Here is a 20,436-nt window from a genome sequence, read left to right as displayed (position 1 = left end):
GCGGGGCCCTCAGCCCCGCAAATCAGGAGGCGAGCTTGGCCCGGGCGCGGCGCTCCGTCCAGCCGGCGCCGGTCCAGCGCAGCAGGGCGCCGCGCAGGGCCTCGGGACTGAGCGGCTTGATCAGGAAGTCGTCCATCCCGGCGGCCAGGCAGGCGCGGCGGTCGTCTTCGAAAGCGTTCGCCGTGAGCGCGACCACCGGCGTGGCCACGCCGCGCGCGCGCAGGGCGCGGGTGGCCTCCATGCCGCCCATCACCGGCATGCGCACGTCCATCAGCACCAGGTCGAAGTCCGCCTGGGCCAGGGCGGTCAGCGCCGCCTCGCCGTTGGGCGCGTGCTCCACCTGGCAGCCCTCGCGGGTCAGCAGGGTGCGCGCCAGCATGGCGTTGATCGGGTTGTCCTCGGCCAGCAGCACGCGCGCGCCGGGGGCGGCGGCCGGACCGCGCTCGGGGGCCACGCGGTCGTCCTCGGCCGGCAGCGGGGCGACGCTGGCGGCGCCTTCCGCCGCGGCCAGCACCCGGGCGGCCAGCGACCCCGGCCGCAGGGGCTTGATCAGGTAGCCGGCGAATCCCGCCTTGCGGTAGCCGGCGATGCGTCCGCGCTCGGCCGGGCGCAGCAGGATCACCGCCGCGCGGCCGGCGGGCGGCTTCAGCCGGCCGCGGCCGGCCAGGGCGTGGTCGGCCAGGATCACCGCGTCGGCCGGGGTCTGCGCCAGGGCCTCGTCCATCGACGCCGCCCGCACCGCCCGCCCGCCGCTGGCCTCAATCTGCCGCGCGGCGGCCTCGCGGACGATGGCGCTGGGCGAGACCACGGCCACCGTGCGCCCGCGCAGCAGCGCCACCGCCGGCCCCGCCGCCGGGCGCTCGAACGCCGCCTCGAACCAGAAGTCGGCCCCTCGCCCCTCGCCGCCGGCGACCCCCAGCCGGCCGCCCATGGCCTCGGCCAGGCGCCGGGCGATGGCCAGCCCCAGCCCCGCGCCGCCCAGCCGCGCGCCGTGCGACGGGTCGGCCTGGGCGAAGGCCTCGAAGATGCGTTCGCGCTCGGCCTCGGGCACGCCCGGGCCGGTGTCGGAGACGGTGAAGCGCAGCCGCCAGTCGCCCGGCCCGGCGCCGCCGGCCGCCTCGGCCAGGATCAGCACCCCGCCGGCCTCGGTGAACTTTACCGCGTTGCCGGCCAGGTTCAGCAGGATCTGCTTCAGGCGCACCGCGTCGGCGACGACCGGCGACAACCCGGCCTCGGCCGCCCAGCCGATCTCCAGCCCCTTCTCGTGGGCGCGCGGGCTCAGCAGCTCGCACACCTGGCGCAGCACGTCCTCGACCTCGATCGGCGCGGTGGCCAGGTCGACCTTGCCGGCGCCCAGCTTGGCGTAGTCCAGGATGTCGTTGACCAGCCCCAGCAGGTGCTCGCCGCTCTCGCGCAGGGCGGCGACGTAGGCGCGCTGCTCGGCGGTCAGCCGGGTGCCGTCCAGCAGGCTGGTCATGCCCAGCACCCCGTTCAAGGGCGTGCGGAATTCATGGCTCAGCGCCGCCAGATGCTCTGGCGAGATGCCGGCGCGCGGATCCGGGATCGGCTTGGTCATGGGGCGCAGCCTAGCGGGGGCGGCTTAACGGGGCCTCAAATCGGCACGACGCTTGACGGTATCCGCGCTTGGATCAACCTGCAGCTTCACCGTCCCGCCGGACGCCGCAACCCGAAGGCAAGCCATGTCGGCCCTCGAACGCTACTTCAGCTCGGCGGGGTTCATTCCCCACGGCTACTGCCTGCTGTGGCGGCCGGACGTGCTGGCGCTGCACACCCTGTCGGACAGCATCATCGCGGCGGCCTATTTCTCGATTCCGCTGGCCATCGCCGCCTTCGTGCGCCGGCGGCCGGACCTGGCCGCCGAGCATCGCCGCGTGGCGGTGCTGTTCGCCACCTTCATCCTGGGCTGCGGCCTGACGCACGTCTTCGGGGTGATCGTGCTGTGGCGGCCGCTGTACGTGGAGGACGGCCTGATCAAGGCCTTCACCGCCCTGGTGTCGATCATCACCGCCGCGGCCCTGTGGCCAATGCTGCCGCGCCTGCTGCAGATCCCCTCGCCCAGCCAGCTGGAGCAAACCAATGCGAAGCTGCAGGCCGAGGTGGCGGCCCGGCGCGAGGCGATCGCCGCCCTGGAGCGCGCCCGGGCCGGGCTGGAGGTCGACGTGGCGCGCCGCACACGCGAAGTCGAGGTGCTGGCCCGCCGCTTCGAGCTGGCCACCGAGGGGTCGGTGATCTCGCTGGCCGAGCTGGACGCCGACCTGCGCTTCACCTGGATGCACAATCCGCGCCCGCCGTTCGACCGGCTTCAGGTGGGCGAGCACACCCAAGGCCGCCTGGGACCCTCGGCGCCGGCGCTGATCGGCGCGCCGATCCGGGCGGTGCTGTCCAGCCGCCAGCCGCTGAGCACGGAGGTGACCTTGCCGGTCGACGGCGCGGAGCACAGCTTCGAGATCAAGATCACCCCCAGCGTGGTCGCCGATGGCCAGCCTGGCGTGCTGGTGGCCGCCGTCGACATCACCGAACAGAAGCGCCAGCAGGCGCACATGCAGGTGGTGATGCGCGAGCTGGCGCACCGGGCCAAGAACCTGCTCAGCCTGGTGGACGGCATCGCCCGCCAGTCGGCGCGCGCCGACGGCCTGCCGGTGGCCCTGGTGGACGGCTTCAGCGCCCGCCTCGCCTCGCTCGGCGACGCCTATGACCTGGTGATCAGCGACGACTGGAAGGGTGCGGGCCTGACGCCGCTGATCGAGGGCCAGCTGGCCTTCATCGCCTCGGAGGCGCGCGCGCGGCTCAGGATCCACGGGCCAAGCGTGACCGTGTCGCCCGAGGCGGCCCAGTACCTGGCCCTGGCGCTGCACGAGTTGGCCACCAATGCGACCAAGTACGGCGCCCTGAACACCCCGGACGGCCGCATTGCCGTCGTCTGGCGATTGGCGCTGGGGGAGACGGGCGACGTGGTCACGCTGGAATGGCGCGAAACCGGCCTTTCCGAGCCGCCGAAACCGGCGCGTTCCGGCTTCGGCCGCTCCCTGCTGGATCGCATCGTGCCGCGCGCGCTCGGCGGTGAGGGCGGTCTCGATTTTGGGGACTACGGCGTCGTCTGGCGGGTTGTCTTCCCCCTATGATGGTGCGACAGATTAGCGCAGGCGGGCGGTCCGTAAGACCGCCGCGAGCGTAAAGGCGGGGTCGATGGCGCGTGTTCTTGTCGCCGAGGATGAGGCCTTCACGGCCATCGCCCTGGTCGACACGCTCGAGCGCCAGGGCCACCAGGTGCGCGACGCCGCCGACGGCGCCCATGCCATCAGCATGCTGGACGATTTCCAGCCCGATGTGGTGGTCACCGACCTGATGATGCCGAACGTCGACGGCGCCGAGCTGATCCGCCACGTGCACGCCCAGTCGGGGCCCCGGCCGGGGGTGATCCTGATCACCGGCGTGCCCGAGGCCAAGCTGCCCGACGACCTCGCCTACGACGCCTACCTCGGCAAGCCGATCGACCACGCCGAACTGGGCCGCATGGTCGAGGCCCTGGCGCGGAAATAGCGGCGGGGGGCGGGCAGCGCAGCCCCTCACCTTCCCAATCGCTGCGCGATCGGGCCCCTTCCTCTCCCTCGGGGAGAGGATTCTCCACTCCGGGCCATCCGGTTCAATTTCCTCTCCCTGCAGGGAGAGGAAGGGGCCCGCGCCCACCAGGGCGTGGGAAGGTGAGGGGCCGCGCCCGCGCCTACATCCCGCCCAGCACCGCCTCGAACGCCTCGGCGACGCCGTCGGCCTGGTCGTCGGTGAGGATCAGCGGCGGGGCGATGCGGATGGTGTGTTCGTGCGTCTCCTTGCAGAGATAGCCGCGAGCCTGCAGCTGCTCGCACACCCGCCGCGCGCCGCCGGCCTCCGGGACCAACTCCACCGCCAGCATCAGCCCGCGCCCGCGCACCTCGCGCACCGCGCCGGAATTGATCGCCGCCAGCCGCCGGTGCAGGCGCTCGCCCACCCGCGCGGCGTTGTCGATCATGCCCTCCTCGACAAGCACCCGCAGGGCCGCGCGCGCCACGGCGCAGGCCATCGGGTTGCCGCCGAAGGTCGAGCCATGCTCGCCCGGCTTCAGCACGCCCAGGGCCTCGTCGTTCGAAAGCACCGCCGACACCGGATAGAAGCCGCCCGACAGCGCCTTGCCGATCAGCGTCAGGTCCGCCTCGACGCCCTCGTGCTCCTCGGCCAGCAGCTTGCCGGTGCGGCCGAGGCCGGTCTGGATCTCGTCCAGGATCATCAGCACCCGCTCGCGGGTGCACAGCGCGCGCACCGCCTGCAGGTAGCCGGCCGGCGGGATGATCACCCCGGCCTCGCCCTGGATCGGCTCGACCATGAAGGCCACGGTGTTGGGGGTGATCGCCGCCGCCAGGGCCGCCGCGTCGCCGAACGGCACGACCTTGAAGCCGGGGCCGAACGGGCCGAAGTGGCCGTACGACTGCGGATCGGTGGAAAAGCCGACGATCGCCAGGGTGCGGCCGTGGAAGTTGTCGGCGCAGACGATGATCTCCGCCTGGCCGTCCGGCACGCCCTTGACCTCATAGCCCCACTTGCGGGCCACCTTCAGGGCGCTCTCCACCGCCTCGGCGCCGGAGTTCATCGGCAGGGCGCGGTGCGAGCCGGTAAGGGCGCACAGCTCCTCGTAGAACGGCGCCAGCTGGTCGTTGCGGAACGCCCGCGAGGTCAGGGTCAGGCGCGAGGCCTGTTCGATCATCGCTTCGCGGATCTTCGGGTGGCAGTGGCCCTGGTTCACCGCCGAATAGGCGGACAGGCAGTCGAGATAGCGCCGACCCTCCACGTCCCAGACGTAGACCCCCTCGCCGCGGGTCAGCACCACGTCCAGCGGCTTGTAGTTGCGCGCCCCGTAGCGGGCCTCGGCGTCGATCAGGGCGGCGGCGGAGCGCGGGGCGTCAGCTCGCGAGCGCGGCGCGGTCAGGGTGTCGGACATGGTCGGTCTCCGTGGGTTGGGCGTGGGCGCAGAACTGGCTCTTCAGGTCGAGGCGCAGGGTCATGCAGAAGGCCGCGCCGCCGGAGAGGATGAACGGGGCCAGGTCGACCTCGCGCACCCGGTAGCCGCGCTCGGCCAGCCGCGCCTTCAGCCGCGCGGGCGCGCGGGCCATGACGATGTCGGCGTTGAGGCTGATGGCGTTCACGCAGAAGGCCGCCGCATCGGCGTCTTCCGCCTCGATCAGGTCGTCGGGGGCGACCCGGGCGCGGATCGCGTCCAGCGCGGCGGGGCCGAAGGCGGGCGGGTAGTACAGCACCTGCCCCCCGGCCAGCGGGCAGAAGCAGGTGTCCAGGTGGTAGAAACGCTCGGTGGCCAGCGCCAGCGGGACCACCTCGACGCCGAACGCCTCGGCGATGTGGCGGCCGGCCTCGGCCGACGAGCGCGGCCCGTGCCCGGTCCAGACCAGCCGGCGCGTGCGGTCCCAGATGGCGTCGCCGGCCCCCTCGTGGAAGCAGCCCTCCGGCAGGGTGACGATGTGCTCGACCAGGCCGCGCGCCTGCAGCGCCGCGAACGCTTCGGCGAAGCGCGCCTCCTCGCCCTGGCGCTCAGGCATCCGGAAGCGGGCCAGCACCGCCTTGCCGTCCAGCACCACCGCGGCGTTGGCCGGGAACACCAGGTCCGGCAGGCCCGGCGCGGCGGGAGCCCAGCTGACCTCGGCGCCCAGGGCCTCGAGGTTGGCGGCCAGGGCGGCGGAAGCGGCGCGGGCGATGCGCCCCTCGGCCTCGCTCCAGGCCTCCGGCTTCATCCACGGATTGATGCGGTAGCTCACGGCGTAGTGCGCCGGATCGGTCATCAGGAACTGGGCGGTCATGCGGGGGCTCCGTCGCGGGATCGGCCGACGTGCGGCGACTCCTAGGCTGGCCCTCGGCGGCGTCAGCGAAAAGCGGACTGAGTGGGCGAATTTCGCCGACTTTCTGGACAATTCGCTGGAGATAACGGACAATATGCGCAGATGGACGACCTGGACCACCAGCTGATCGGCCTGCTGCGCGAGGACGCCCGCGCCCCGGTCGCCGGTCTCGCCAAGCGGCTGAAGGTGTCGCGCGGCACGGTGCAGGCGCGTATCGACCGCATGCTGGCGCGCGGCGACATCGCCGGCTTCACCGTGCGCGTGCGGCCCGAGGCCGAGGCCCATCGCGTGCGCGCGGTGATGATGGTCGCCGTCGAGGGCGAGCGCTCCGGCCCGGTGATCCGCGCCCTCTCGGCCTTGCCGCAGGTGGCCGCCGTGCACACCACCAACGGCCGCTGGGACCTGGTGGTCGACCTCGACACCGACAGCCTGCCCGACTTCAGCCGCACCCTCGACGCCGTCCGCCTGATCGACGGCATCGCCGCCACCGAGACCAGCCTGCTGCTGTCGACGCGCCGGCTGTAGAGGGGCGGACGTCGCCGACCACGCCCGGCGTCCCAGCCCCTCTCGTCACCCCGGACAAGCGCGAAGCGCGCCGATCCGGGGCCAGCGGTTCAACCTCCAGGACGATGTCGAGCCTGGCGCTGCCCGGCATTCGCCCAATCGCCGGCGTCTGAGCGCCCGCTTGGCCGGCCCCGGTTCTGCGCTGCGCTCCGGCCGGGGTGACGAGATGGGGAGACGGCGGGGTCGCCGACCCCTGGCGCAAAGCCTCCGCCGGGCGCATCCTCTTTCCGGCTGGGGGCGGTGGATCAATCGGCGCCGCAGGGCGCGGGTCGGAGACGGCGATGCGGATGGCGCGGCCAATGATCGGGCGACTAACGGCTGGACTGTCGCTGCTGGCGGCGCTCGGCGGCTGCGCCGCCAGCGATCCCCTGAACACGCTGCAGGACGGCGTCGGCTATCGCAACGTGGCGGTGGGCTCGGGCAGCGCCAGCGCCTTCTACTACATCCCCGCCGACGCCTGGACGGCGCTGGCGGCCGACGACGGCGCGCGCATGCAGGCCATGCTCGGCGACCACAGCTTCAGCGCGGTCAAGCCCAACACCCCGGTGAAGATGACCCTCGGCCAGCGCTACCTGGTGATCCCGGTCTGCGCCGGCCAGCCCCGCCCCGACCGCGCCATCCGCCCGGTGATCGAGGACCAGAAGACGCTGGAGGTGGAGTGCTGAGGGCGCAGGCCTGGCGGGACCGTCGCGCTCATCCGGGCCGGTGCTGACCTGTGGCCCCTTCCACCCCCGGGCTGCGCCCGGCGATCCCCCTTCCCCGTTTCACGGGGAAGGAGAAAAGTAGTGACCCCGCACTCCTCCCACGCGTAGCGGGGGAGGGGGACCATCGCGCCATCGGCGCGATGGTGGAGGGGGCTTGCGCCCTATCGGCACAAGACCTCGATCCGCGCCTCTACCCCCACGTCGGCATGGTCCCCGCCCCCTCCGCCATGCCATCCGCGGCCGGGGCGATCCGTCGATAGATCAGGGCTTCGGCGACGTGCACGCGGCGCACGGTGGGGGCGGCTTCCAGGTCGGCGATGGTGCGGGCCAGGCGGATGGTGCGGGTCCAGCCGCGGGCGGTCAGGCGGCCCATCTCGGCGGCGCGGGCCATCAGCGCCTGGGCCGGCTCGTCGAGGCCGGCGATGTGCTCCAGCCAGCGGCCCTCGGCCCGCGCGTTCAGCGCCGTGACGCCGCGCGGCGCCGCCTCGCCGTCGGCGCCGGCGGCGATCGCCGCGTCGGCCCGGTCGGCCTGGATCTGGCGGGCGCGGGCGACCCGGGCGGCGACCTCGGCCGTGCCCTCGGCCGGCGGCGGCAGGGTCAGGTCGAAGGCGGTTACCGGCGGCACGTCCACGGCCAGGTCGATGCGGTCCATCAGCGGCCCCGACACCCGGCCCTGGTAGGAGACCTGGCAGCGCGGGGCCTTGCCGCAGTGGCCGCGCCCCGACCCACCCTGGCCGCAGCGGCAGGGGTTCATCGCCGCCACCAGCTGCACCCGGGCCGGATAGCGCACGTGGGCGTTGGCCCGGGCCACCGTGACCTCGCCGGTCTCCAGCGGCTGGCGCAGCGAATCCAGCGCCTGGGCCGAGAACTCCGGCAGCTCGTCCAGGAACAGCACGCCATTGTGCGCCAGGGAGACCTCGCCCGGCCTGACCCGGGTCCCGCCGCCGGTCAGGGCGGCCATGGTGGCCGAGTGGTGCGGGGCGCGGAACGGCCGCGCCCGGGTCAGGGCGCCCTTGGCGATCAGGCCGGCGATCGAGTGCACCATCGAGGTTTCCAGCAGCTCGCCCGGCGTCAGCGGCGGCAGCAGCCCCGGCAGGCGCTGGGCCAGCATCGACTTTCCCGAGCCCGGCGGGCCGACGTACAACAGGTTGTGGCCGCCGGCGGCGGCGATCTCCAGCGCCCGCTTGGCGTTCTCCTGGCCCTTGACGTCCTTCAGGTCCGGCGCGGCGACGCCGTCGAGCATCGGGCCGGGTTGCGGCGGGCTCATCAGCTGGCTGCCGCGGAAGTGGTTGATCAGGGCGATCAGCGAGCGGGGCGCCAGCACCGGGGTGTCGCCGGCCCAGGCCGCCTCGGGCCCGCAGGCGTCCGGGCAGATCAGGCCCAGGCCCATCGAACCGGCCGCCACCGCCGCCGGCAGGGCTCCAGCCACAGGGGCGATCTCGCCGTTGAGATTCAGCTCGCCGATCGCGGCCCAGCCGTCCAGGGCGTCGGCCGGCAGCACCCCCAGCAGGATCAGCAGGGCGAGCGCGATCGGCAGGTCGAAGTGGTTGCCTTCCTTGGGCAGGTCGGCCGGCGCCAGGTTGGCGACGATGCGCTTGCCCGGCAGCGCCAGCCCCAGGCCGGCGAAGGCGGCGCGCACCCGCTCGCGCGATTCCGCCACCGCCTTGTCGGCCAGGCCCACCACCATGAAGCTGGGCAGGCCGAGGGTGGTCTGCACCTCCACGTCGACCCGACGGGCGTCGACGCCCTCGAACGCCACTGAAACCACCCGCGCCGCCACGGAATTATCCCCCACAGCCCGTTGTTATCCACAATCTGAGCACGAGTAGGAGGGTGGATCAAGAACAAAGGTAGAACTTAGCGGGTAACTGTATCAACTCTGTGACTTAGACGGGGGCCTTCAACCAGAAGCTAAGCTTCACAGGGCGCCGCGCAGCGCCTCCACCCGGTCCCACAGCGCCGCCGCCGCGTCGCCGCCGCCGAACCGCTTCAGCTGCTGCGCGCCGGTGGGGGAGGTGACGTTGATCTCGGTCAGGTAGTCGCCGATCACGTCGATGCCCACGAACAGCAGGCCGCGGCTCTTCAGCTCCGGCGCAATGGTGTCGCAGATCTCGCGGTCGCGGGCGGTCAGCTCCACCGCCTCGGCGCGGCCGCCGCGGGCGAGGTTCGAGCGCACCTGGCCCTCGGCCGGCACCCGGTTGATGGCCCCGACCGGCTCGCCGTCCACCAGGATGATGCGCTTGTCGCCCTTCGACACCGCCGGCACGAACTTCTGGGCGATCACCTGCTCGCGGCCGATCATGGCGTGCAGTTCCAGGAGGGCGTCGAGGTTGGGGTCGTCCGCCTTCAGCCGCACCACGCCCGAGCCGCCGCCGCCGTACAGCGGCTTGAGCACCATGTCGCCGTGGCGGGCGTGGAAGTCGTGCAGCATGTCGGCGTCGGAGGTGATCAGGGTCGGTGGCTGCAGGCCGGGAAAGCCGGTGACGAACAGCTTCTCCGGCGCGTTCCTGACCTCGAAGGGGTTGTTGACCACCAGGGTCGCCGGGTGGATGCGCTCCAGGAAGTGGGTGGCGGTGATGTAGGCCATGTCGAACGGCGGATCCTGGCGCATCAGGATGGCGTCGAACTCCGACAGGTCGCGCACCTCGTACTGGCCGAGGTCGTGGTGGTCGCCCTTCACCGCGCGCAGGTTCAGCGGCCGGCCCCGCGCCAGCACCCGGCCGTCCTCCAGGCCGATGCGGTCGGGGGTATAGACCCACAGGCCGTGGCCGCGGGTCTGGGCCTCCAGCATCAGCAGGAAGGTGGTGTCGGTGTCGATGTTGATCCCTTCGACGGGATCCATCTGGATGGCGACCTGAAGCGGCATGCATTCCCCGGCTGAGCTAAGGCCCAGGCGGTGATGTAGTGGCAGCGCGGCCGGGGCGGAAGCGCCTTCCGCTGGCGCCGGGGCGAGGAAAACTGGCGGAGGGCCCCGCGCTCACGCCAGGCGCGGGTCCCGCCCATGCTCGCGAGCCGGCTCACACCCGAAGATGATGGGGTCTGATCTGCCTTCTCCCCTTGCGGGAGAAGGTGTCTTGCGTAGCAAGACGGATGAGGGGTCTCCGAGGCAATGCCGGCCGTCGCCGCGCCGGGGCCGACACGCTGGTCTTCAAAGACTCGTCCACCCCTCATCCGACCCGCTGACGCGGGCCACCTTCTCCCGCAAGGGGAGAAGGACACCGCACCGGGCAGCGCTTGTGACCAGTTTCCAGGGCGGGCGCTTCAGCCCTTCCCCGCGTGGACCCTGGCCAGCAGGGCGGCCTCGCGTTCGGGGGTCAGGCCGGCGTGCAGGGTCGCCTGGCGTTCGGCCGGCAGGGTCCGGAACCAGGCCAGGGTGTCGGCGGCGGTGGTCGCCGTGGGGCGGAAGGTCAGGCCGGCCGCCAGGGCGCGGTCGATGCGGCGGCGGGCGAAGCCGGCGTCCTCGCCGCTTCCGGGAACCCAGGCGGGCATGTCGCTCCAGGCCTCGACGTGCTCGGCGTCGAGGATCGCCGTTGGGACCCAGGTCAGCTGGGGGGTCACGCCGACGCCGGCGGCGATGTCCGCCAGCATCGCCCGCATGCTCAGCTCGTGCGCCGGGCCGGTGGCGTTGAACACGCCGAAGGTGCGCTGCTCGGCCAGGCGGATGGTCCATTCGGCCAGGTCGCGGGCGTCGATGAACTGCACCGGATCGGTCCCGTCGCCGGGCGCGGCGATCTCGCCGCCCCGCGCCAGGCGCACCGGCCACCAGGTGAAGCGGTCGGTCTCGTCGCCGGGTCCGGCGATCAGGCCGGGGCGGACGATGGTCACCGCCGCGCCGAACTGGCGCCTGGCCTCGCCCTCGCTGGCCGCCTTCAATGGGCCGTAGAGCTCGCGGTGCGGGCCGGCGGAGGTCTCGGCCAGCGGGTCCTTGCCGGCGTAGGCCAGCAGCGGCGCGGTCTCGTCGGCCGCGGCGTGGTTGTCGGCGTAGACCGAGACGGTGGAGACGAACAGGTACTGGCCGACGTGGCCGGCCAGCGCCTTGCCGGCGTCGCGCACCCAGAACGGCAGGGTGGTGGGGTTATCGATGCAGGCGTCCCACGACCGGCCTTCCAGCGCCTTCAGGTCGCCGGTGCTGCGGTCGCCCAGCAGCTCCTCCACCGGGCCGGGCCAGGCCTCCTTCTGGCGGCCGCGGTTGAAGATCGTCACCTGGTGGCCGCGGTCCAGGGCATAGCGCACCTGGTGCGGGCCGATGAACCCTGTGCCGCCGAGGATCAGCAGCTTCAGCGGCCGGGGCGGCGCGGCGGCCGCCCGGGCGAGGGCGGGGGCCGCGAGGGTGGCGGCCAGCAGGCCGCGGCGGGTGAGTCGCGCCATGGTCTTCTCCTCCCGGTCGCTGCCCGCCGGCGCCCGCCAGGCGATCAGGCGCCGGCTTTTTGAGCAGATCACGGACAGATACGCCGCCCGCAACAGCGCCGATTCCGGCAATCTATACTCATTATTGAGGGCGCGGCCTCAGTTTGGTTGCGCGTTCGCAGATTCCCGTTATCTGAGCCGTCGACATGTCGGGATCGCCGGCGCCGCAGGCAGAAGGCCACCAACACGGCGGACATCGCCTATGGCGTCTACACCGGCCAGTTCCCGAACATCAGCCGCTCGCGCACCAAGACCGTGCCGACCCTCGGCGCCTATGGCCAGGTCAACTGGCGGGTCCCCGGCAATCCCCTGACGGTGTCGCTGGGCTACAAGGTGGACGACTATTTCGGCCCCGCGGACGGCGGCTTCCAGAGCAGTCGCTCCGTCGACGTCCTGGAGCACGGTCCGTTCGTCTCCCTGGTCTGGAAGCTGCAGTAGCGGCCAGGCCGCCCCATGGCGCGGGACGTCTCACCGATCCTGGACGGCACGGCCGAGCTGGCCGTCGAATGGCGCTCGGGCTGGCTGGCCGGCGACCCGGCCATCGAGGCCCGGATGGCGACGGTGGTGCAGAGCTAGGATCTGGTGGGCAAGCCGCGCCGCGCGATCTGGCGGACCAGCGGCCTGACCTTGGTGGGCTACACCGACGAGGGCGAGCAGATCCGTGTCGCGTGGTTCGAGCATGCCGCGGTGCGTTAGCCCTCTCGGGCGGAAACCCCTCACCTTCCCACGCGGCTTGCTCCCGCAAGCCACGCGGGCCCCTTCCTCTCCCTGTGGGAGAGGAATTCTTCAGCGCCGTTCGCAGGTTAGGATGTTCGCGCTGGTTCTCTCTTCCCCCTCTCCCACAGGGAGAGGGAGGGGCCCATGGCGCAGCCATGGGAAGGTGAGGGGTTCCTCCGCCGGACGCAGCCTAGTTGAGCTTCAGCCGCACGCGTTCGCGCGCCGCGCGGGCGGCGAGGGCGGCGCCGCCGTCGAGCAGCTGGGCCTGGCCCAGGGCCAGCAAGGCCCCGGCCAGGGCGCCCTGGCCCTCGCGGGCGGCGGCGACGTCCAGCCAGGGGCGGTGGTCGGTGGGGTCCAGCAGGGCCCGGCGCAGGGCCGAGCGCTCGGCGCGGGCGTAGTCGCGGGCGGCGACGGCGCGGGCGAAGATGTTGTTCTGCAGCCGGATCAGCACCGCCCGGTCGCTCACCGGCGCCATCAGCGTGTCGAGCCGCTCAGCGACGTCCGGGGTCAGGCCGGCGTGCAGCGCCCGGCGGGTCAGCTCCGAGGGCAGCACCACGCGGCCCTCGCTGTAGGGGTCCAGCGCCAGCGGCCCCTCGTCGGTCTCGATGCGCAGCAGGAAGTGGCCGGGGAAGTCGACGCCGCGCACCTCCAGGCCGCAGCGCCGGGCGGCGTCGAGGTAGTAGACCCCCAGCGCCACCGGCAGCCCCTTGCGGCGCTGGCAGACGGCCAGGATGTCGGCGTTGTCGGGATGGTCGTAGGTGATCAGGTCGCCGGCCAGGCGCAGGTCGCCGGCCATGGTCTCGGCCAGGGCCTCCTCCGGCGACTCCCGGTCCAGGCGGAGCTTCAGCCGTTCGGCGCCCTCGCGGGCCATCTGCCGGGCGGCCTCCGGATCGCGGGTCGGATCCTCGTGCACCGAACAGGCGATCGCCGCGTCGAGCAGGGGGAAGTCGGCGTCCCCGCGCTCGCCCACCGCCTTCAGGAAGATTTCCGCCTCGCCGCGGTTCATCACGATGGCCTCAATGTCCCCGCCAGGCGTCGGCAATATGGCGCGGCCGGCGGCCGGGGGCGAGGGCCAGCAGGTCCAGGCGGATGGTGGCGTGGGCCAGGGCCGGGCGGCGCCGCGCGATGGCCTGGGCCGCGCGCCGCAGCCGCTCGCGCTGCCGGACCGTGACGGCGTCCAGCGCGGCCTCCAGGCTCGCGCGCAGCTTGACCTCGACCACCGCCAGCACCTCGCCTTTCTGGGCCAGCAGATCGATCTCGCCCATCGGCGTCTTAAGCCGAAAGCCCAGGATGCGGTACCCCTTGGCCATCAGCCAGACCGCCGCCAGCCACTCGCCGCGCCGGCCGCTGAGCCGGGCGGCCAGGCCCCGCGCGCGGCGGCGCTCGCGCCGGGTCGAGGGCAGGCGCGAGGCCGGCGACGTCATGCCCGGCCCTTGAGGGCCAGCGCCCGGGCGTAGAGGTCCCGGCGCGGCAGGCCGAGCGCCTTGGCCACCTCGGAAGCGGCCTCCGCCGGCCCGGCGCGGGTCAGCGCCTCGGCCAGGGCGACGTCGGCCTCGTCGGCGGTGGCGGCGCGCTCGGCCCCCGGTCCGACCAGCACCACGATCTCGCCCTTGGGTCCGTCGTTGCGCGGATCGGCGGCCAGCTCGGCCAGGGAGGCGCGCAGCACGGTCTCGTGCAGCTTGGTCAGCTCGCGGGCCACCGCGGCCGGACGCTCGGCGCCGAACACCGCGGCCATGTCGGCCAGGCTGGCGGCCAGCCGCGAGCCGCCCTCGTAGAACACCAGGGTGGCGCGCACGGGCGCCAGGTCCTGGAAGAAGGCCCGCCGGGCGACGGTCTTCGGCGGTGGGAAGCCGGCGAACAGGAAGCGGTCGGTGGGCAGGGCGGCGACGGTCAGCGCCGCCAGCAGCGCCGAGGCCCCCGGGATCGGATGCACGGCCAGCCCCAGGTCGACCACCTCGCGCACCAGCCGGTAGCCGGGGTCGGAGACCAGGGGGGTGCCGGCGTCGGAGATCAGCGCCACCTTGGCCCCCGCCGCCAGCGCCGCCAGCGCCTTGGGCCGGGCGCGGGCCGCGGCGTGCTCGTCGTAGCGCTCGAGCTTGCCGGACAGGCCGTGCGCCGCCAGCAGCTTGCCGGCCACACGGGTGTCCTCGGCCAGGATCAGGTCGGCGCCGCCCAGCACGTCGAGGGCCCGCAGGGTGATGTCGCGCAGGTTGCCGATCGGCGTCGCCACCAGATAGAGCCCGGGCTGCAGCACATTGATCCGGGTCTTGGGCGCGGGAGCGGACATCGGGCGAGGATAGGCGGGAGTTGGCCTAGACGCCAACGCCGGCGATCTCGGCGGTGAGACGGTCCAGCACCGGGCGGCCGCTCGGCGTGGCGATCAACCGCCCCCCATCCAGGGGGTCCCCCTGCAGGCGAACCAGGCCCAGCCCGGCCAGGTCGGCGAGGCGGGCCGGCGGGATGTCCAGTGGCGCCAGCTCGGCCAGGGCCACGCCCTCGACCGTGCGCAGGCCCATCAGCAGCCGCTCCAGCGCCTGCTCGCGCGGGTCCAGCCGTTCGCGCTCCGGGCCGGTCCCGGCGGCGATCGCCGCCCCATAGTCGGCGATGGCGCGCGGCGCGGCGGTGGCGTGGCGGGCGCCGCCCAGGGTCAGCCGGCCATGCGCCCCGGGCCCGGCGCCGACGTAGTCCCAGCCCCGCCAGTAGACCAGGTTGTGGCGCGAGCGGGCGGCCTCGCCGCGGGCGTGGTTGGACACCTCGTAGGCCTCGAAGCCGGCAGCCTCGAGCCCGGCCTGGGTGGTCTCGTAGAGGGCGGCGGCCGTGTCAGGGTCCGGCGGGACCAGGGTCCCGCGGCCGACGGCGCGGTCGAAGGCTGTGCCGGCCTCGATGGTCAGCTGGTAGGGCGAGACGTGCTCGGCCCCCAGGTCGATGGCGGCGGCCAGCTCCTGGGCCCAGTCGGCGGGCGTCTGGCCGGGGCGGGCGTAGATCAGGTCCAGCGACAGGCGCGGAAAGATCGCCGCCGCCCGGCGCGCGGCGCGGATGGCGGTGGCGGCGTCGTGGTTGCGGCCCAGCGCCGCCAGGGCCTCGTCGCGCAGGCTCTGCAGGCCCAGCGACAGCCGGTTGACCCCGGCGTCGCGGAAGGCGGCGAAGCGCTCGGCCTCGGCGTCGGTGGGGTTGGCTTCGAGGGTGACCTCCAGGTCGGCGTCCGGCGACCACAGGCGGCGGGCCGTGGCGATCACCTCGCCGGCCAGGGCCGGGTCCATCAGCGAGGGGGTGCCGCCGCCCAGGAACACCGACACCAGCCGCCGCGGCCCGGTCAGGGCGCGCTGGGCCGCCAGGTCGGCGAGGATCGCCGCGCCCAGGGCCGCCTTTTCCGCCGTCCGGCCGCGCTCGCGCACGACGTTGAAGTCGCAATAGGGGCAGATGCGCGCGCAGTACGGCCAGTGGACGTAGACCCCGAGGGGCGGGGCGCTGTCCGTCAAAACAGCGCGGCCTTCAGCGCCTCGAAGGCGCGGGCGCGGTGGCTCATGGCGTCCTTGGCGGCGGGGTCCATCTCGCCGAAGGTCTCGCTGTGGCCATGCGGCGTGAAGATCGGGTCGTAGCCGAAGCCGCGCGTTCCCCGGCCGGGGAACACCAGCGCGCCGTCGACGCGGCCTTCCACCACCACCAGCGGCCCCTTCGGCCAGGCGACCGCCAGCGAACAGACGAACCAGGCGGACAGGTCGTCGGCGTCGCGCTCTTCCAGGCGCTGCTCGACCAGCCGCATGGCGTGGCCGAAGTCGCGGCCGGGGCCGGCCCAGCGGGCCGAGTGCACGCCGGGCTCGCCGTCCAGCGCCGCCACGCACAGGCCGGAGTCGTCGGCCAGGGCGATCAGCCCCGAGGCGTCGGCGGCGGCCCGGGCCTTGATCATGGCGTTGCCCATGAAGGTGGTCTCCGGCTCGTCCGGTTCGGCCAGGCCGAGTTCGCCGGCGGAGACCACATCGAAGCGGCCTTCCAGCAGGGCGGCCAGCTCGCGGGCCTTGCCCGGGTTGTGGGTGGCGGCGACGAGGCGGGTGGCGGGGGGCAGGGTCAGGGCCATGGCCGCTGGATACTCCCCGGCGCGGGCGGACGCACCGGTTTTCCGGCTCCGGCTTTCTGGCCCCTGTTTTCAGGATGACAAGACGCCGGCTCTGGCGGACGCTGCGCAAAACGCGGGGAGACGGGCCATGCCCAGCCTGAGGCGCCTGCCGGCCGATGCGCCGGCGCAGACCATCGCGGCGATCCTGGACACCGACGGGGCGCTGATCCTGGAGGACGTGCTGTCCCCGGCGCAGGTGGCGCGGGTGGGCGGCGAGATCGAGCCCTATGTCGAGGCGACGCCGAACGGGCGCGACAGCTTCACCGGCCACGCCACCACCCGCACCGGCGCCCTGGTGGCCCGCTCGCCGGCCTGCCGCGAGCTGGTGATGCATCCGGCGATCCTGGCGGCGTGCGACGTGTTCCTGAAACGCGCCTGCGACCGCTACCAGCTGCACCTGACCCAGGTGATCCGCATCCGTCCCGGCCAGGGAGCGCAGGTGCTGCATCGCGACAAGCTGGCCTGGGGCGGCTACCTGCAGGGGATCGAGCCGCAGCTGAACACCATCTGGGCGATCACCGACTTCACCGCCGAGAACGGCGCCACCCAGGTGGTCCCCGGCAGTCCGGGCTGGGCCGAGGGCCGCCGCGCCGAGCCGCACGAGGTGGGCCAGGCGGTGATGAAGGCCGGCTCGGTGCTGGTCTATTCCGGCTCGGTGATCCACGCCGGCGGCGAGAACCGCTCCGACGCCGACCGCATCGGCATCAACCTGACCTATTGCCTGGGCTGGCTGCGGCAGGAGGAGAACCAGTACCTGTCGTGCCCGCCGCAGATCGCGCGCACCCTGGATCCGCAGCTGCAGGCCCTGCTGGGCTACGCCATGGGCAGCTATGCCCTGGGCTACTTCACCCCGCCCCTGCCGCCAGGCGAGGGGCCGGAAGCCGTGCCGCCGGACTATGCCCTGGGCGGGGAGGCGGCCGGCTGGGGCGAGGACCTGCTGGCCGCGGTCAGCGCGCGCCAGAAGGCCAAGGTCACCGAGGGTTAGCGCTCGCCCCGTTTCGAACCGAGCGGTCCGAATGCTCATGAACTCGAGGACGGTGGTGGTTGTCGGCCAAGGGGCGATGGAACCGCCGCTATCGACAGGGCCGCAGATAGTAGACGTCGATGGCGTCGCGGTGGGTCTCGACGTAGCCCAGCCGGGTCCAGAAGCGGTTGGCGTCGCTGCCGACCAGGGCCGACAGGCGGGTGGGATGGCCCAGGGCGTCCGTCTCCGCCAGGATCGCCGCCATGGCCGCCGCGCCGACGCCGCGGCCCTGCGCCTGCGCCCGCAGATAGAGGGTCCTGATCCACACCGCGCCGTCGGCCTCGGGCGGCGTGACCGTGACGCAGCCGGCGAAGGCGCCGTCGGCGTGGATCAGCCGGGTGTGCGCCGGCGAGAACTCGGCGCGGAAGCGGCGGCGCCCGCGCGCCAGGTCGAAGCGGCCCACCCGCTCCAGGCTCGCGCGCAGCGCCGTCATGCGCAGGTCCAGCAGGGCCTCGAAGTCGGCCTCCGTGGCGGGGGTGAAGCGCAGGTCCATGCCGCCCGCCTAAGGCGATTTGCCGGCGGCGGCGATCTTCGGGGTCGGAAGGGTTAATTTGCACTGCAGCGAAGATTACAGGTCGTTCATGCATTGCAGCATTTTAATGTTGTTAAACGATAAGACATTTGATCGAAAAACGATGCGGCCGTATTGATGATGACACAAGGGCGGCGCTGAGACGCCCAAACGAAGGCGGGATTGGCCCGCTTTCATGTTGCAACGCACAATACGAGGGTTACTCACATGTTCGATTCCCAACTGGCGAGCGCCATCGACCGCATGGCCCTGAGCCTGATGAACGTCCTGGTCGTGATCGGCCTGCCCCTGGTCGCCCTGAGCGTCTTCATCCAGGCCCGCTGAAAGCAGCCGCTTTCATGGGGCAACCGTTCGGCGCATTGTCCGCGTCGCCCGAGGCCGGCCGCTTCGGGCGGCGCGGTCCGGCGTTGAGGACACCGGGAACGGCGCCGAGCGTCTGACGGAGGGGGACTTTCATACCATGCGCGCCCTGGGGCCGGGCTCGGTGTCGAGCTTCCTGAAAGTCATCCTCGACTTCTTCTTCTACGTGCTCTGGGCGGTGGCCGGCGTGCTGGCGCTCGCCGCCCTGCTGGTCCTGCTGCTGAGCTTCAAGCCGGACCTGATCCTCGACAAGGTGACCCTGGAGGCCCTGAAGTACGCCGGGCCCAACAAGGCCCTGGTGCTCGCCGCGGCTCTGGTCGCCGCCGACCTCTATGTGGCCGGCACGATCATCATCGTCGGCCGCCTGCGGCGGATCTTCCGCACCCTGATCGTCGGCGACCCCTTCCATCCGGAGAATGTGCGCCGCCTGCGGGTGATCGCCGCCACCCTGGCGGTGCTGGAGCTGGGCCGCAACGCGGCCAAGGCGCTGTCGCACATGCTGCTGCCGCCCGGCTCGTCGATCGGCGGCGGGGTCAACCTGACCACCTGGTTCGCCGTGCTGGTGATCGTGGTGCTGGCCGAGGTGTTCCGCGAGGGCGCGCGCCTGCGCCGCGATGCGGAGCTGACGATCTAGCATGCCGATCCGCATCCGCCTCGACCGCGTGCTCATGGAGCGGCGCATGTCGCTGACCGAGCTGGCCGACCGCGTCGGCGTGACCATCGCCAACCTGTCGATCCTGAAGACCGGCAAGGCCCGGGCGATCCGCTTTTCGACCCTGGACGCCCTGTGCCGCGAGCTGGAATGCCAGCCCGGCGACCTGGTGGTGTTCGAACCCGGCCCCCCGGAGGACCCCGCGGGGGATGACGGGGAGGGGTAGGCGCCCCAATCACAACCGTCACCCTCGGGCCCCGGGTCGCGCCGCGGCGCGGCCCGCCCGGGACAGGCTACGTCCCGAGGGTCAATGCACACGTGAGAACGATTGGCGCGCTTCGAAGGGCGCGCCACGATGGCGGCCGCCACCGTGTTGCGTCGCTCCGCTGCCGCTCGCGACCGCCCTTCACGTGTCCATGGATCCTCGGGACTTACGCCCGAGGATGACGGAGAGAAGGGGTGAAGGGTTGGATCCTTGAACCACGAACCACACGAAGGGGGTTCACCCCCCCCCCAAACATCCGCTTATCCCGACGAAAGTCGGGACCCAGGCATGACTCGCCTCCGGCAGGATGTTCGGCGATCAGCTGGGGCGAAGCCCAGTGATTTCAGACTTTTGCCTGGGTCCCGGCCTTCGCCGTGACGAGCAGGATCTGGAGCGTGTTCGTGTGGTTCGTGTGGGTTCGTGGTTGAAAACTACGCCTTCACCGCCGCCACCGCGGCCTTCTGCAGGCCGATCAGGTCGGCGATGCCGGACTCGGCCAGGCTGAACAGGCGCTCGAACTCGGCGCGCGTGAAGCCGCGCTTCTCGCCGGTGGCCTGGATCTCGACGATGTCGCCGGCGCCGGTGAGCACGAAGTTGGCGTCGGCCTCGGCGTTGGAGTCCTCCTCATAGTCGAGGTCCAGCACCGGGGTGTTGTCGAACACGCCGCAGGACACCGCCGCCACGTGGTCCAGCACCGGGTCGCGGGTCAGCACCCCCTCGCGCAGCAGGCTGTCGGTGGCCAGCTTCAGCGCCACCCAGGCGCCGGTGATCGAGGCGGTGCGGGTGCCGCCGTCGGCCTGCACCACGTCGCAGTCGAGGGTGATCTGCCGTTCTCCCAGCGCCTTCATGTCGACCACGGCGCGCAGCGAGCGGCCGACCAGGCGCTGGATCTCCTGGGTGCGGCCCGATTGCTTGCCCTGGGCGGCCTCCCGCCGGCCGCGGGTGTGGGTGGCGCGGGGCAGCATGCCGTATTCGGCGGTCACCCAGCCCTGGCCGCGGCCGCGCAGGAACGGCGGCACGCCCTCTTCCAGGCTGGCGGTGACCAGCACCCGGGTGTGGCCGAACGAGACCAGGCACGAGCCCTCGGCGTAGCGGTTCACCGCCGTCTCCAGGGTGACCTTGCGCAGCTGGTCGGGGGCGCGTTCGGAAGGGCGCATAAGCAATCGGGTCCGCTTGTTCGCGCGGCCTTGCGCCGCG

Annotated in this window: 22 protein-coding genes; 9 read left to right on the top strand and 13 right to left on the bottom strand. The window is 72.7% G+C overall.

What is annotated here, in order from left to right; translation table 11 throughout:
* Window positions 1–22: 22 nt before the first annotated feature.
* Window positions 23–1,576, bottom strand: a complete 1,554-nt coding sequence (locus ACO2Q3_RS23075; protein ID WP_423310944.1) for a response regulator — start codon at window positions 1,574–1,576, stop codon at window positions 23–25.
* 124 nt (window positions 1,577–1,700) lie between these two features.
* Here ACO2Q3_RS23075 and ACO2Q3_RS23070 point away from each other — a divergent pair, with 124 nt between their 5' ends.
* A complete protein-coding gene (locus tag ACO2Q3_RS23070) occupies window positions 1,701–3,143 on the top strand; it encodes a sensor histidine kinase (RefSeq protein WP_423310942.1) in 1,443 nt (480 codons plus the stop codon).
* Between the two features lie 64 nt (window positions 3,144–3,207).
* On the top strand, window positions 3,208–3,561 hold the full coding sequence (locus tag ACO2Q3_RS23065) for a response regulator transcription factor (protein ID WP_423310940.1): 354 nt from the start codon (window positions 3,208–3,210) through the stop codon (window positions 3,559–3,561).
* A gap of 181 nt (window positions 3,562–3,742) precedes the next feature.
* Here ACO2Q3_RS23065 and rocD read toward each other — a convergent pair whose 3' ends face one another.
* The gene (gene rocD / locus ACO2Q3_RS23060; RefSeq protein WP_423310938.1) at window positions 3,743–4,990 is read right to left on the bottom strand and encodes an ornithine--oxo-acid transaminase; all 1,248 of its coding nucleotides are present in this window, start codon (window positions 4,988–4,990) and stop codon (window positions 3,743–3,745) included.
* Window positions 4,953–5,861: a dimethylarginine dimethylaminohydrolase family protein gene (locus ACO2Q3_RS23055; protein WP_423310936.1), complete on the bottom strand. Its 909-nt coding sequence runs from the start codon at window positions 5,859–5,861 to the stop codon at window positions 4,953–4,955. The genes rocD and ACO2Q3_RS23055 overlap by 38 nt, the downstream gene beginning before the upstream one ends.
* A gap of 141 nt (window positions 5,862–6,002) precedes the next feature.
* Here ACO2Q3_RS23055 and ACO2Q3_RS23050 point away from each other — a divergent pair, with 141 nt between their 5' ends.
* Complete coding sequence (locus ACO2Q3_RS23050; RefSeq protein ID WP_423310934.1) at window positions 6,003–6,425, top strand: Lrp/AsnC family transcriptional regulator; 423 nt, start codon at window positions 6,003–6,005, stop codon at window positions 6,423–6,425.
* Between the two features lie 338 nt (window positions 6,426–6,763).
* Window positions 6,764–7,129: a hypothetical protein gene (locus tag ACO2Q3_RS23045; RefSeq protein ID WP_423310932.1), complete on the top strand. Its 366-nt coding sequence runs from the start codon at window positions 6,764–6,766 to the stop codon at window positions 7,127–7,129.
* Between the two features lie 229 nt (window positions 7,130–7,358).
* On the opposite strand, the gene ACO2Q3_RS23040 is transcribed toward ACO2Q3_RS23045, so the two are convergent.
* The 3 genes from ACO2Q3_RS23040 to ACO2Q3_RS23030 all read right to left on the bottom strand — a co-directional run bounded on the left by ACO2Q3_RS23040 (window position 7,359) and on the right by ACO2Q3_RS23030 (window position 11,536).
* The gene (locus ACO2Q3_RS23040) at window positions 7,359–8,948 is read right to left on the bottom strand and encodes a YifB family Mg chelatase-like AAA ATPase (protein ID WP_423311183.1); all 1,590 of its coding nucleotides are present in this window, start codon (window positions 8,946–8,948) and stop codon (window positions 7,359–7,361) included.
* Window positions 8,949–9,086: 138 nt separating this feature from the next.
* Window positions 9,087–10,034, bottom strand: a complete 948-nt coding sequence (gene gshB, locus ACO2Q3_RS23035; protein WP_423310930.1) for a glutathione synthase — start codon at window positions 10,032–10,034, stop codon at window positions 9,087–9,089.
* A gap of 395 nt (window positions 10,035–10,429) precedes the next feature.
* A complete protein-coding gene (locus ACO2Q3_RS23030; RefSeq protein WP_423310928.1) occupies window positions 10,430–11,536 on the bottom strand; it encodes an NAD-dependent epimerase/dehydratase family protein in 1,107 nt (368 codons plus the stop codon).
* A 147-nt stretch (window positions 11,537–11,683) separates the two neighbouring features.
* Between ACO2Q3_RS23030 and ACO2Q3_RS23025 the strand changes: the two genes are divergently transcribed.
* Together ACO2Q3_RS23025 and ACO2Q3_RS23020 are read left to right on the top strand one after the other, a co-directional pair.
* The gene (locus ACO2Q3_RS23025) at window positions 11,684–12,013 is read left to right on the top strand and encodes a hypothetical protein (protein ID WP_423310926.1); all 330 of its coding nucleotides are present in this window, start codon (window positions 11,684–11,686) and stop codon (window positions 12,011–12,013) included.
* A gap of 15 nt (window positions 12,014–12,028) precedes the next feature.
* On the top strand, window positions 12,029–12,151 hold the full coding sequence (locus ACO2Q3_RS23020) for a hypothetical protein (RefSeq protein ID WP_423310924.1): 123 nt from the start codon (window positions 12,029–12,031) through the stop codon (window positions 12,149–12,151).
* 331 nt (window positions 12,152–12,482) lie between these two features.
* Here ACO2Q3_RS23020 and ACO2Q3_RS23015 read toward each other — a convergent pair whose 3' ends face one another.
* From ACO2Q3_RS23015 to ACO2Q3_RS22995, 5 genes are read right to left on the bottom strand one after another with little or no spacing between them, the layout of a single operon-like run.
* Window positions 12,483–13,298 (bottom strand): SirB1 family protein, encoded by an 816-nt coding sequence (locus ACO2Q3_RS23015; RefSeq protein WP_423310922.1) that lies wholly within the window; start codon window positions 13,296–13,298, stop codon window positions 12,483–12,485.
* A 10-nt stretch (window positions 13,299–13,308) separates the two neighbouring features.
* Window positions 13,309–13,716 (bottom strand): YraN family protein, encoded by a 408-nt coding sequence (locus ACO2Q3_RS23010; RefSeq protein WP_423310920.1) that lies wholly within the window; start codon window positions 13,714–13,716, stop codon window positions 13,309–13,311.
* A complete protein-coding gene (gene rsmI / locus ACO2Q3_RS23005; RefSeq protein ID WP_423310918.1) occupies window positions 13,713–14,579 on the bottom strand; it encodes a 16S rRNA (cytidine(1402)-2'-O)-methyltransferase in 867 nt (288 codons plus the stop codon). Before rsmI ends, ACO2Q3_RS23010 begins: the two co-directional genes overlap by 4 nt.
* A gap of 25 nt (window positions 14,580–14,604) precedes the next feature.
* Entirely contained in the window at window positions 14,605–15,771 is a 1,167-nt protein-coding gene (gene hemW, locus ACO2Q3_RS23000; RefSeq protein WP_423310916.1) for a radical SAM family heme chaperone HemW, read from the bottom strand.
* The gene (locus tag ACO2Q3_RS22995) at window positions 15,768–16,367 is read right to left on the bottom strand and encodes a non-canonical purine NTP pyrophosphatase (protein WP_423310914.1); all 600 of its coding nucleotides are present in this window, start codon (window positions 16,365–16,367) and stop codon (window positions 15,768–15,770) included. The genes hemW and ACO2Q3_RS22995 overlap by 4 nt, the downstream gene beginning before the upstream one ends.
* 127 nt (window positions 16,368–16,494) lie before the next feature.
* On the opposite strand from ACO2Q3_RS22995, the gene ACO2Q3_RS22990 reads away from it, so the two are divergent.
* Entirely contained in the window at window positions 16,495–17,391 is an 897-nt protein-coding gene (locus ACO2Q3_RS22990) for a phytanoyl-CoA dioxygenase family protein (RefSeq protein WP_423310912.1), read from the top strand.
* 88 nt (window positions 17,392–17,479) lie between these two features.
* On the opposite strand, the gene ACO2Q3_RS22985 is transcribed toward ACO2Q3_RS22990, so the two are convergent.
* A complete protein-coding gene (locus ACO2Q3_RS22985) occupies window positions 17,480–17,923 on the bottom strand; it encodes a GNAT family N-acetyltransferase (protein WP_423310910.1) in 444 nt (147 codons plus the stop codon).
* A 499-nt stretch (window positions 17,924–18,422) separates the two neighbouring features.
* Between ACO2Q3_RS22985 and ACO2Q3_RS22980 the strand changes: the two genes are divergently transcribed.
* Window positions 18,423–18,956 (top strand): DUF2975 domain-containing protein, encoded by a 534-nt coding sequence (locus ACO2Q3_RS22980; RefSeq protein ID WP_423310908.1) that lies wholly within the window; start codon window positions 18,423–18,425, stop codon window positions 18,954–18,956.
* A gap of 1 nt (window position 18,957) precedes the next feature.
* Window positions 18,958–19,200 (top strand): helix-turn-helix domain-containing protein, encoded by a 243-nt coding sequence (locus ACO2Q3_RS22975; protein WP_423310906.1) that lies wholly within the window; start codon window positions 18,958–18,960, stop codon window positions 19,198–19,200.
* A 470-nt stretch (window positions 19,201–19,670) separates the two neighbouring features.
* Here the strand turns inward: ACO2Q3_RS22975 and rph are convergent, their stop codons facing one another.
* Window positions 19,671–20,396 (bottom strand): ribonuclease PH, encoded by a 726-nt coding sequence (gene rph, locus ACO2Q3_RS22970; RefSeq protein ID WP_423310904.1) that lies wholly within the window; start codon window positions 20,394–20,396, stop codon window positions 19,671–19,673.
* Between the last annotated feature and the right edge of the window lie 40 nt (window positions 20,397–20,436).

It is taken from the genome of Caulobacter sp. KR2-114, from assembly GCF_049446115.1.
Classification (GTDB): Bacteria; Pseudomonadota; Alphaproteobacteria; order Caulobacterales; family Caulobacteraceae; genus Acaudatibacter.
The sequence above is the reverse complement of the archived record's forward strand: the minus strand, read 5'-3'. Positions and strand labels throughout refer to the sequence as shown.